The sequence below is a fragment of the Variovorax sp. WDL1 genome, assembly GCF_001541225.1.
Taxonomy (GTDB): domain Bacteria; phylum Pseudomonadota; class Gammaproteobacteria; order Burkholderiales; family Burkholderiaceae_C; genus Variovorax.
Genome location: NZ_LMTS01000346.1, coordinates 58,176 through 70,050, shown reverse-complemented (window position 1 = coordinate 70,050; position 11,875 = coordinate 58,176). Strand labels below are relative to the sequence as shown.

9 protein-coding genes and 2 pseudogenes are annotated in these 11,875 nt (G+C 67.1%); 2 read left to right on the top strand and 9 right to left on the bottom strand.

What is annotated here, in order from left to right; translation table 11 throughout:
* From APY03_RS45235 to pstS, 6 genes and pseudogenes are all read right to left on the bottom strand, one after another.
* Positions 1–115 (bottom strand): annotated as a pseudogene (locus APY03_RS45235) (DNA-binding response regulator); the annotation flags it as partial.
* Positions 116–130: 15 nt separating this feature from the next.
* On the bottom strand, positions 131–832 hold the full coding sequence (gene phoU, locus APY03_RS38875; protein WP_068686044.1) for a phosphate signaling complex protein PhoU: 702 nt from the start codon (positions 830–832) through the stop codon (positions 131–133).
* 10 nt (positions 833–842) lie between these two features.
* A complete protein-coding gene (pstB, locus tag APY03_RS38870; RefSeq protein ID WP_068686042.1) occupies positions 843–1,625 on the bottom strand; it encodes a phosphate ABC transporter ATP-binding protein PstB in 783 nt (260 codons plus the stop codon).
* 5 nt (positions 1,626–1,630) lie between these two features.
* Entirely contained in the window at positions 1,631–2,515 is an 885-nt protein-coding gene (gene pstA, locus APY03_RS38865; RefSeq protein WP_083944931.1) for a phosphate ABC transporter permease PstA, read from the bottom strand.
* Complete coding sequence (gene pstC, locus APY03_RS38860; protein ID WP_083944929.1) at positions 2,512–3,582, bottom strand: phosphate ABC transporter permease subunit PstC; 1,071 nt, start codon at positions 3,580–3,582, stop codon at positions 2,512–2,514. The genes pstA and pstC overlap by 4 nt, the downstream gene beginning before the upstream one ends.
* A 15-nt stretch (positions 3,583–3,597) precedes the next feature.
* Complete coding sequence (pstS, locus tag APY03_RS38855) at positions 3,598–4,635, bottom strand: phosphate ABC transporter substrate-binding protein PstS (protein WP_068686038.1); 1,038 nt, start codon at positions 4,633–4,635, stop codon at positions 3,598–3,600.
* 254 nt (positions 4,636–4,889) lie between these two features.
* Between pstS and APY03_RS38850 the strand changes: the two genes are divergently transcribed.
* A complete protein-coding gene (locus tag APY03_RS38850) occupies positions 4,890–6,407 on the top strand; it encodes a Ppx/GppA phosphatase family protein (RefSeq protein WP_068686036.1) in 1,518 nt (505 codons plus the stop codon).
* A gap of 35 nt (positions 6,408–6,442) precedes the next feature.
* Here the strand turns inward: APY03_RS38850 and APY03_RS38845 are convergent, their stop codons facing one another.
* From APY03_RS38845 to APY03_RS38835, 3 genes are read right to left on the bottom strand one after another with little or no spacing between them, the layout of a single operon-like run.
* On the bottom strand, positions 6,443–6,904 hold the full coding sequence (locus APY03_RS38845) for a SixA phosphatase family protein (protein ID WP_068686034.1): 462 nt from the start codon (positions 6,902–6,904) through the stop codon (positions 6,443–6,445).
* A gap of 7 nt (positions 6,905–6,911) precedes the next feature.
* On the bottom strand, positions 6,912–9,167 hold the full coding sequence (ppk1, locus tag APY03_RS38840) for a polyphosphate kinase 1 (protein WP_083944927.1): 2,256 nt from the start codon (positions 9,165–9,167) through the stop codon (positions 6,912–6,914).
* Positions 9,163–10,035, bottom strand: a complete 873-nt coding sequence (locus tag APY03_RS38835; RefSeq protein ID WP_068686029.1) for a GNAT family N-acetyltransferase — start codon at positions 10,033–10,035, stop codon at positions 9,163–9,165. The genes ppk1 and APY03_RS38835 overlap by 5 nt, the downstream gene beginning before the upstream one ends.
* 141 nt (positions 10,036–10,176) lie before the next feature.
* Here APY03_RS38835 and APY03_RS38830 point away from each other — a divergent pair.
* Positions 10,177–11,859: pseudogene (locus APY03_RS38830) on the top strand (FAD-dependent oxidoreductase).
* The last annotated feature ends 16 nt before the right edge of the window (positions 11,860–11,875 follow it).

The window sequence follows — 11,875 nt, the reverse complement described above, 5'->3', positions numbered from 1 at the left end:
CCGCCGCGCCATCTTCCGCCCAGATCGGCTCGAAGCCGTTGTGGCGCAGGTTGACGGCAATCAGCTCGGCGATCGAGGACTCGTCTTCGACGATCAGGACGCGGGGTTTCTTCATTGATGGAAATAAAGCCTATTGAAGTGCCGACTCGATCTCTTGCATCGAAGTGTGCCGCACGTCGGCGCCCTTGACGATGTAGATGATGAACTCGGCAATGTTCTTCGCATGATCGCCGATGCGCTCGATGGCCTTTGCCAGGAACAGCAGGTCGAGGCTGGCGGAGATGGTGCGCGGGTCCTCCATCATGTAGGTGACCAGCTTGCGCACGAAGCCGTCGAACTCCTGGTCGATCAGGTCGTCGTCCTTGAGGATCGACAGCGCGGCGGCGGTATCCAGGCGTGCGAAGGCGTCGAGCGCCTTGCGCAGCAGGCCCGAGGCCAGGTCGGCCGCGACACGCAACTCGGTGGAGGGCAGCGCACGCGCCGCCCCGCTCTCGATGATCGACTTGACCATGCGCGCGATCTTGTTGGCCTCGTCGCCCACGCGCTCCAGGTTGGCGGTGGTCTTCGAGATCGCGATCAGGAGGCGCAGGTCGCGCGCCGTCGGCTGGCGCCGCGCGATGATCGAGGAAAGCTCGCGGTCGATCTCGATCTCCATCGCATTGACGCGCATCTCGGTCTCGATCACCCGGTTGGCCGACTCCGTGTCGAACTGTGCCAACGCATACACGGCCTGGTTGATCTGGGACTCGACCATTCCGCCGAGTTCCATGACGCGCGACGAGACCGTGTTCAGCTCGCTGTCGAACTGGCTGGAGAGGTGTTTCTCGGTCATGACGCTCCTTTCAGCCGAAACGGCCGGTGATGTAATCCTCGGTCTCTTTGCGCTTGGGCTTGAAGAACAGCTCCTCGGTAGCGCCGAACTCGATCAGGTCGCCCAGGTACATGTAGGCGGTGTAGTCGCTGCAGCGCGCCGCCTGCTGCATGTTGTGGGTCACGATGACCACTGTGTACTCGTTCTTCAGTTCGGCGATTAGTTCCTCGATCTTCGCCGTGGAGATCGGGTCCAGCGCCGAGCAGGGCTCGTCGAGCAGCAGCACCTCGGGCTTGATCGCGATGCCGCGGGCGATGCAAAGTCGCTGCTGCTGGCCGCCGGACAGGCCCGAGCCGCTTTGCTGCAGCTTGTCGCGCACTTCGGTCCAGAGCGCGGCCTTCTTGAGCGCCCACTCGACGCGGTCGTCCATCTCGGAGGCGCTCAGGTTCTCGAACAGCTTCACGCCGAAGGCGATGTTGTCGTAGATCGACATCGGGAATGGCGTGGGCTTCTGGAACACCATGCCGACCTTGGCGCGGATCAGCGCCACGTCCTGCTTGGAAGTCAGCAGGTCCTCGCCGTCCAGCGCGATCACGCCCTCGGCGCGCTGCTCCGGATAGAGCTCGAACATGCGGTTGAAGGTGCGCAGCAGCGTCGACTTGCCGCAGCCCGACGGGCCGATGAAGGCGGTGACCTTGTGCTCGGGGATCTCGAGATTGATGCCCTTGAGCGCGTGGAACTTGCCGTAGTAGAAGTTCAGGTCCTTGACCGAGATCTTCGCGCGGGACGGCTGTGCAGCGATTGTGGATGGCATGGTGTTCAGAGTTTGTTGCGCGTCACGACGCGAGCGAGGATGTTGAGGCCGAGCACCGCGACGGTGATGAGGAACACACCGGCCCACGCCAGCTTCTGCCAGTTCTCGTAGGGGCTCATTGCGAACTTGAAGATGGTCACCGGCAGGCTCGCCATCGGCCGGGTGAGATCGGAGGTCCAGAACTGATTGCTGAGCGCAGTGAACAGGAGCGGCGCCGTTTCGCCCGCGATGCGCGCCACGGCCAGCAGGACGCCCGTGACCACGCCGGCGCGCGCTGCGCGCAACGTGATGCTCAGAATGACCTTCCATTTGGGCGTGCCCAGCGCATAGGCCGCTTCGCGCAGGCCGGCCGGAATCAGCTGCAGCATGTTCTCGGTGGTACGGATCACGACGGGAATCACGATCAGCGCCAGCGCCAATGCACCGGCCAGGCCCGAGAAGGACTTGAAATAGGCCACCACCACGGCATACACGAACAGGCCGATCACGATCGACGGCGCTGACAGCAGAATGTCGTTGACGAAGCGGATGATGTTCGACAGCCAGCCTCTGGGGTTGTACTCGGCAAGGTAGATGCCCGCCATGATGCCGATCGGAGTTCCCACGAAGGTTGCCAGCAGCACCATCACGAGAGAGCCGAAGATCGCATTGGCAATGCCGCCCACCTCGTTCGGCGGCGGCGTCATTTCCGTAAAGGTTGCCAGCGCCAGACCGCCGACGCCCAGGCGCAGCGTTTCCCACAGGATCCAGAACAGCCAGAAGAGGCCGAAAGCCATCGCTGAAAGCGACAGCGCAAGTGCGATCACGTTGATGCGCTTGCGACTGGCGAACTTCGCCGCGCGCGTTTCGTCCAGCGCCTTGGCGCTCAGCAGGCGTTCGGCCGTACTCATGACTTCTTTCCTTCGCTCTTCCTGAGTTGCTGCAGCAGTACCTTCGACAGCGCCAGCACGACGAAGGTGATGAAGAACAGCACCAGCCCCAGGTACATCAGCGAGGCCTGATGCAGGCCTTCGGCCGCCTCGGCGAACTCGTTGGCCAGCACCGACGTGATGCTGTTTGCCGCCTCGAAGACCGAGAGCGAGTTGAGCTGGTTCGTGTTGCCGATCACGAAGGTCACCGCCATCGTTTCACCCAGCGCGCGACCCAGCCCGAGCATGATGCCGCCGATGACGCCGGCCTTGGTGTAAGGCAGCACGACTTTGGACACGACCTCCCAGGTCGTGGCGCCGAGACCGTAGGCCGACTCCTTGAGCAACGGCGGCGTGACCTCGAACACATCGCGCATCACTGACGCGATGAACGGAATGATCATGATCGCGAGGATGATCCCGGCGGAGAGGATGCCGATGCCCACCGGCGGGCCGGACACCAGCGCGCCGAGGTAAGGCACCCCCGCGAGAAGCTTCTGCAGCGGCTGCTGCACGTAGGTGGACAGGATCGGGCCGAACACCAGCAGACCCCACATGCCGTAGACGATCGAGGGCACCGCTGCCAGCAGTTCGATCGCGGTGCCGAGCGGCCGCTTCAGCCATGCCGGCGACATCTCGGTCAGGAACAGCGCGATGCCGAAGCTGACGGGCACCGCGATGACGAGGGCGATGATCGACGTCGCGATCGTGCCGTAGATCATCACCAGCCCGCCGTACTCGTTCTGCACCGGATCCCAGACGCTGCTGGTGAGAAAGCCGAGGCCGAACTTCGAGATGGCCGGCCACGCCCCCACCAGCAGCGACAGCAGGATGCCGATCAGCATGGCCAGCGTCAGCAGCGCCGCCCCCTTCGCGGCCAGGCCGAACAGCAGGTCGACGGTGGCGCCGGTGCGCGGCTTGCGGCCAGGAGGCGGGCTGGTGGTTGTGCGTGGCCCCCCGGCAGGCATGTCGAGGGGGTTTGCGGCAGCGGGGAAACTGGATGACACAGGTCGCTCCGAAAGCGGCGCGTGCTCGAGCGGGGTGCTCATGACGCGCCGGCTCGCTTACTTGTACGCGACGGGCTTGCCCGACGCATCCTTGACTTCGCCCCAGGCCTTGGCAATGGTGGCCTTCACGGCATCGGGCATCGGCACATAGTCGAGGTCGTCGGCAGTCTTGTCGCCATTCTTGTAGGCCCAGTCGAAGAACTTGAGGGCGGCCGCAGCCTGCGCCGGCTTCTCTTGTGTCTTGTGCATCATGATGAAGGTCGCGCCCGAGATCGGCCAGGCATCCTTGCCGGACTGATTCGTGAGGATCTGGTAGAACGACTTGCTCCAGTCCGCATTGGCAGCCGCCGCCTTGAAAGCGGCGTCATCCGGCGAGACGAAGTTGCCGGCCGCGTTCTGCATCTGCGCGTAGACCATCTTGTTCTGCTTCACGTAGGCGTATTCGACGTAGCCGATCGAGTTGGGCAGGCGACCGACGAAGGCGGCGACGCCCTCGTTGCCCTTGCCGCCGGCACCGGTCGGCCAGTTCACCGCCGTGCCCTCGCCCGCCTTGGCCTTCCATTCGGCGTTGACCTTGCTGAGGTAGTTCGTGAAGATGAAGGTCGTACCCGAGCCGTCGGCGCGGCGCACCGGCGAGATCGCGGCGTCAGGAAGGTTGAGCGAGGTGTTCAGCGCCTTGATCGCCGGGTCGTTCCATTTGGTGATCTTGCCGAGATAGATGTCGCCGAGCACCTGGCCGTTGAGCTTCAGTTCGCCGGGCTTGACGCCCTGGATGTTGACCACGGGCACCACGCCGCCGATGACCGTCGGGAACTGCATCAGGCCCTTGGCCTGGAGGTCTTCATCCTTGAGGGGCATGTCCGACGCGCCGAAGTCGACCGTCTTCGAATCGATCTGCTTCAAGCCGGCGCCCGAGCCGACCGATTGATAGTTGATCTTGACGCCGGTCGACTTGTTGTAGTCGCCCGCCCACTTCGCATAGAGCGGCGCCGGGAAGGTAGCACCGGCACCGGTGACATCTTGCGCGAAGGCAGGAGCGCAGGCGAAGGCCGCGGCCACCAGGCCGGCAGCGGCAAATTTGAACGTCGTTTTCATGGAGCTTCCTTTTCGATATGCCGAAGAACCCCTTTTCGGGGAACTGGCAGGGACTCTAGGAAGCTTGTGTGACATCGGTGTGACACCGTTCTTCAGAGGGAGAATCGGGCTCCGTGGGTCGCGGATTGTATGACGCTGTCACGGAAACGTCATGTATGACGCCTAGCCTCGGTGGCCGGCTGTGCGGCCGCAGCCTACGCAGCAGCGGATGGCCATGGGGCTACGATCGGGGCCCTGGCCTTCACCACCTCAACATGCAAAACGGAACCCGCCTCGCCGCGGTCGACCTCGGCTCGAACAGCTTCAGGCTCGAGATCGGCCGGGTCGACCACGGCCAGATCCATCGCGCCGAATACCTGAAGGAGACCGTCCGCCAGGGCAACGGCCTGGACGCAGCCCGCAATCTCACGCCCGAGGCCATGCAGCGCGGCTGGGAGACCCTCGCCCGCTTTGGCGAGCGGCTGGCGGGCTTCAAGCGCTCGCAGGTCCGCGCCGTGGCCACCCAGACCCTGCGCGAAGCCCGCAACCGCGACGAATTCCTGCTGCGCGCGCGCACCATCCTGGGCTTCGGCATCGACGTCATCACCGGCCGCGAGGAAGCCCGCCTCATCTACCAGGGCGTGGCGCACCTGCTGCCCCATACCGACGCCTCGAACCGGGAGCGCCGGCTGGTGGTGGACATCGGCGGCCGCTCGACCGAGATGATCATGGGCACGGGCCTGGAAGCGACGGTGACGGAGTCCTATCGGGTCGGCAGCGTCGCCTGGTCGATGAAGCATTTCCCCGAGGGCCAGTTCACCACGGGCGCCTTCCGGGCCGCGGAGATCGCCGCCAAGGCGGTCCTGGATGAAGCGCTCGGCACCTACGTTCCCGATCGCTGGGACGTGGCCTACGGGGCGTCGGGCACCATCGGCGCGGTCGGCGACGTGCTGGCGGCCGCCGGCGGCGAGCCCGGCCTGATCACGCGCGAGGGGCTGGACTGGCTGGTCGAGCGCCTGCTCAAGGCCGGCAGCGCCGACCGCCTGCGCATCGAGGGCATGCGGGAAGACCGAAAGGCGGTGATCGGCGGAGGCGTGAGCGTACTGCGCGCCGTCTTCGACCTGCTCGAGATCGAGGAAATGAGGGTGGCGCAGGGCGCCCTGCGCCACGGCGTGCTGTATGAGCTGCTCGAGCGCGACGAAAGCGTGGCCGACCTGCGCGCCGCCACCGTCGCGCGCCTGGCCAGCCGCTTCGCCGCCGACACCGCCCAGGTGCGGCGGGTCGGCGAGACGGCCGCGGCGCTGTTCCTGCAGCTGGAGCCGGCCTCGCGCGGCGCCAGCACCACCAGCCGCGCGGGGCGCGCCTTGCGCAAGCTCGGTTGGGCCGCCCAACTGCACGAGATCGGCACCCACATCTCGCACAGCGACTACCACAAGCACGGCGCCTACATCCTGGACCACGCCGATGCGCCCGGCTTCGCGGTCAACGAGATGCATTGGCTCAGCCAGCTGGTGCTGGGCCACCGGGGCAAGCTGCGCAAGCTCGAGGGCGCGCTGGACGACGAGACTTTCGTGCCCCAGTTGCTGGCGCTGCGGCTGGCGGTGATCCTAGGCCATGCACGGCGCGATCCCGACCTGGAGGCGCTGCGGCTGGTGCGCGCCGATAGCCGCCTCTTCATCCTGACATGCCGCAGCGGTTGGTCGGAGACCTATCCGCAATCGGCCCACCTGCTGCGCGAGGAAGTGCTGGCCTGGCAGAAGACCCCCTGGCGGGTCCAGCTCGAAGGCTGCTGAAGCGCAGGCGCAGGGCGGCGTGTTCCGCAGCCTGCCTACAGCAGTTCCGGCGACTGCACCGTGACAACCACGGTCTGAACGTCGCCGTCGCGCTCGCGCGTCCGGATCCACCAGACGGCGCCCTTGCGCACAGGGCAGCTGTCCTGCTTCAGCCCGAGCAGCAGCGAGATCGCCTGACCCAGCGAGGGCTGGTGGCCGACCAGCAGCACCACCGACTTGCCGTTGGGCCAGCCGGCCGCGCCCAGCAGCGCGTCAGCCGTGGTGTCGGGCGCGAGCTCGCTGCGCAGCTTGTACTTGCGGCCGAGCGCGAGCACCGTCTGCTCGCAGCGCCGCGCCGGGCTGCAGACGACGCGTGTGCCCTCCGGCAACTGCCGGTCCAGCCAGGCCGCCATGCGCTTGGCCTGCTTCTCGCCACGCGACGTCAGCGAGCGCTGCATGTCATCGCAGCCTTCGGTCCAGTCCTCGGCCTCGGCATGGCGCCAGAAGATCAGGTCCATGCTGGCCTCATACACGCGAAGCGGCCCGGCTGCGGCCCCGCGACGAATAGCGGACCATGAGCGCGGTCTGCGCACCGTGCGCCTGGACGGCGCGCGGCGCACCCTCCTCTCCCTGGTGCGTGTCATGGTTTACCCGCCGATAGCTGCCGTCGGCGCCGAGGTCCCAGGCATCGCGGCCGTCGTGCAGGTAGGCCACCAGGCATTCATCGATCAGGCGCTGGCGCAGCACCGGGTCGGTCACCGGCCAGGCCAGCTCGATGCGCCGCAGCATGTTGCGGTTCATCCAGTCGGCGCTAGACAGGTAGAGCGCCTCGTCCTCGCCCTCCCGGAAATAGAAGACCCGCGAATGCTCGAGGAAGCGGCCGATGACCGAGCGGACGCGGATGTTGTCGGTCAGGCCCGGTACCTGGGCCGGCAGGGTGCAGGCGCCGCGCACGATCAGGTCGATCTTCACGCCCTTGCGGCCGGCGCCGACCAGGGAGGCGATCAAGGCCTCGTCGGTCAGCGCATTCATCTTCACGACGATGCGCGCGGGCACGCCCCGCACGGCCGCGGCCCCCAGCGCGTCGATGCGCGCAATCAGGTTGCGGTGGAGGTCGAAAGGGGCCATCCACATGCGGTTGAGCTTCGGCAGCCGGCTCTGGCTGGCCATGTGTACGAACACCGCCTCCATGTCGGCCGTCAGCAGCGGGTCGGCAGTCAGGTGGCTGATGTCGGTGTACAGCCTGGCGGTGCGCGGGTTGTAGTTGCCGGTGGAGAGGTGGCCGTAGCGCCGCATCGCCTTGCCCTCGCGCCGCGTCACCAGCAGCATCTTGGCGTGGGTCTTGAGGCCGACCACGCCATAGACCACCTGGGCACCGATCGATTCGAGCATCTCGGCCCAGTTGATGTTGGCTTCCTCGTCGAAGCGCGCCTTGAGCTCCACCACCACCGTGACTTCCTTGCCTCGGCGGACTGCCTCGCGCAGGAGCTCCATGAGCTCGGAATCGGCGCCGGTGCGGTAGATGGTCTGCTTGATCGCGAGCACCTGCGGGTCCTGCACCGCCTCGCGCAGGAAGGCGAGCACGCCCTCGAAGCTCTCGAATGGCTGGTGGATCAGCGCATCGCCGGCCTGCAGGCGCTCGAAGAAGGACTGCCCCGGCGACAGCGAGACCGGATAGGACGCCTGGTAGGGCGCGAAGCGAAGCTGCGGCTCCTCCAGCAGGTCGATCAGCTGCGTGAGCCGCGCCAGGTTGACCGGGCCGTGCACCCGGTAGAGCGCCTCCGGCGGCAGGTCGAACTGCGCGAGCAGGAAGCTCGCCAGCGACTCGGCGCAGCTGGCCGAGACCTCCAGCCGCACGGCCTGTCCGAAGTGGCGGTGCTGCAGCCCCTGGCGCAGCGCGGTACGCAGGTTCTTGACGTCCTCCTCGTCGACCGCCAGGTCGGAATGGCGCGTGACGCGGAACTGAGAGAAGTCGCCCACCTCGCGCCCTGGGAACATCCCCTGCAGGTGCGCCCGCACGATGCTCGAGAGCGCGACGAACAGCTTCTTGCCGCCGGACACCCGGGCCGGCATCGCAATCATGCGCGGCAGCACCCGCGGCACCTTGACGATGGCGATCGGGTTCTCGCGGCCGAAGGCATCCTTGCCGCTCAGGCGCACGATGAAGTTGAGTGACTTGTTGGCGACTTGCGGGAAGGGATGGGCCGGATCGAGCCCCACGGGAATCAGCAGCGGCCGGACTTCGCGCTCGTAATAGTCGCTCAGCCACTTGCGCTGCGCCGCATTGCGCTCGCCATGAGAGATGACATGGATGCCTTCCTTCGCGAAGGTCGGCATCAGCTCGCCGTTGTAGAGCGCGTACTGCCGGCCGACCAGCGTATGGGCCGCCTCGGACAGCCGAGCGAAGGAATCGACGGTGTAGTTGCCCTTCCGGTCGCCGGCGGTATTGGCGGCCAGGTGCGGCGCCATCCGGACCTCGAAGAACTCGTCGAGATTGGACGAGACGATGCACAGATAGCGCAGCCGCTCGATCAGGGGCACCTCGGGCCGATACGCCCAGTCGAGCACGCGCTCGTTGAAAGCCAGGATGCTGTGGTCGCGATCGAGCAGGGTCAGCGTTGATCCCGCGGCGACAGGCGGGCTGTCGTCGAGGGCCGGTGAAGAAGCGAAATTGTCTGGAACAACGGGCACAGGAATGGTCGCATGCGAGAACGTGACAGTGTCGAACGACTTCGTGACACTTCCATGACAACTGTGTGACGCTCTTCCCGGGCTGTCAATTGCCCAGGAAATGCTTGCGGTAGCGCGCCGGCAGATCTTCGATGCGCATCAGCATGGGCAGATCGGCGGTGTTGAAGTCCGGATCCCAGGCCGGCGGGCCGAGCACCTTGGCACCCAGCCGGAGGTAGCCCTTGATCAGGGCCGGCGGCTCGATGTCCAGGTCGCCGTCGAGGCGGTGCACCGGCAGCGGCAGCCGCGGCTGCACCTGGTACTGGATCGGCGCCATGTGCGTGGCCGAGAGCTGGCGCCAGATGCTGGCGGCTGCGTCGCCGCTGGTCACGCCGTTGAGCCACATCGGGATGCTGGCGCAGCCGATCATGGTGTCGAGCTTGTTGCGGTTCATGAAGGCCGCGAGCGCACCCCACAACGCGAGGATCACGCCGCCCTGGCGATGGTCGGCATGCACGCAGCTGCGGCCTAGCTCGACCATGCGCTCGCGCAGGTCGCGCAGGCGCGTCAAGTCGAACTCGGTATCGCTGTAGGTGCTGCCCACGCGGCGGGCCTGGGCCGGCGTCAACACCCGGTAGGTGCCGATCACCTGGAGTGTGGCCTCGTCGCGCACCAGCAGGTGCTCGCAGAAGTCGTCGAACAGGTCGACGTCATGGCCTTCCAGCGTGGTGTTCAGGCGCGCACCCATCTCACCGGCGAACACCTCGTAGCGCAGGCGCTGCGCGGCACGGACGTCGTCCTGGTGGCGCGCCCAGCTCACGCTGATGCCCCCGCGGCCGGCATCGATCGTCTCGGGCAGGGTCACGGGCACCGCAGGCACGGGAACGGTCGTCGCGGGCGTGCGGCCCTGGGCAGGCCACAGGGCGGCGCGCAATCCCAATTGCGAGAAGGGAAACGTCGGCGTGGGCAGTTCTTTCATGCGGGAACCCTTTCTGCCGACGAAGTCTGGGAGCACGCAATGAAACACGCGTGTCACTCCGATGGCAGTTGCATGACGTGTCGCGCGACCCCGGGCTTTCGGCGTCTAATGCCAGGCGACACGCCCCAGGAGTTCTTGTCCATGACGGCCGAATCCCCCTCCAGAACCATCGAAACCCGCCGCCACCAGATGTTCCCCACCCTGGGCGTGGCCGATATCGAGCGCGTCCGGCGCTTCGGCACGCCCCGGCACTACGGGCGCGGCGACTGCCTCTTCCGCGCCGGCGAGCCCGGGCCAGGCATGTTCCTGGTGCTGAAGGGCACCGTGGCGATCACGCAACGCGACGGGCTGGGCCGCGTGGTGCCCATCGAGCGCCAGGGGCCCGGCCAGTTCCTGGCCGAGATCGCACAGCTCTCGGGCCGCCCTGCCCTCGTCGATGGCCATGCGGACGAGGACGTCGAAGCCCTGCTGGTCCCGCCCGAGCAGCTGCGCGCGCTCATCATCGCGGAGGCCGACCTCGGGGAACGGCTGGTGCGCGCCATGATCCTGCGCCGCGTCGCTCTGATCGAATCCGGCGGCAGCGGCCCGGTCCTGATCGGGCCGCCGCAATCGGCTCCCTTGCTGCGGCTGCAGAACTTCCTGCAGCGCAATGGCCACCCCTACCACGTGGTCGACGCCACGTAGGACGTCGATGCCCAGGCCCTCCTCGAGCAGTACGGCGAGGCCGAGCTCCTGGTGGTCTGCCCGGACGGCACGGTCGCCTCCAACCCGAGCCAGAACGCCCTGGCGCTGTGCCTCGGCATGATCGACTCCGCCGAGCACGACGATCTGTTCGACCTGCTGGTGGTGGGCGCCGGTCCGGCAGGCCTCGCAACCGCCGTCTACGCAGCCTCCGAAGGCCTGCGCGTGATGACCATCGATTGCCGCTCCTTCGGCGGCCAGGCCGGCGCCAGCGCGCGCATCGAGAACTACCTCGGCTTCCCGACGGGCATCTCGGGCGGCGCCCTGGCGGGCCGCGCCTTCGTGCAGGCGCAGAAGTTCGGCGTGGAGATGCTGATCCCCGCGCAGGCAGCCTCCATGGACTGCAGCGCCGCCGAAACCCGCGGCGAGATCTCGGTCCGCCTCGCCGACGGCCGGCGGCTTCGCGCGAGGACGGTGGTCATCGCCAGCGGCGCCCGCTACCGCCGGCCGGAGGTGCCGCGGCTGGCCGATTTCGAAGGCCGCGGCATCTGGTACTGGGCTTCTGCGCTGGAAGCGAAGCTGTGCGCCCGGCAGGAAGTCGCCCTTGTCGGCGGCGGCAACTCGGCAGGCCAGGCCGCCGTCTTCCTCTCGCAGCATGTGAGCAAGCTCAACCTGCTGGTGCGCGGTCCCTCGCTCGCGGCGACCATGTCGCGCTACCTGATCGATCGCATCGCGGCCACGCCCAACATCGAGCTTCACCCCCACACGGAGCTGGTCCAGCTGCATGGCGAGCCCGAATCGGGACTCAGCGGTGCCAGCTGGCGGGACCGCCAGAGCGGTGCCGAGTACCAGTGCCCGGCCCGCAACATCTTCCTGTTCATCGGCGCCGTGCCGGAGACCGACTGGCTCGAGGGCTGCGGCGTCGCGGTCGACAAGCATGGCTTCGTGCTCACCGGCGAGGCCGCGCGCGGCGGCTTTCCGGCCCGCCCCGCTGCCGCGCTGGAAACCAGCATCCCGGGCGTGTTCGCGGTCGGCGACGTGCGCTCGGGTTCGGTCAAGCGCGTCGGCGGTGCCATCGGGGAAGGCGCCGCGGTGGTCGCGCTGATCCACAAGCACCTGGCACCGAGCGCGGTCACGACCTGAATGGCGGCACGGCGGC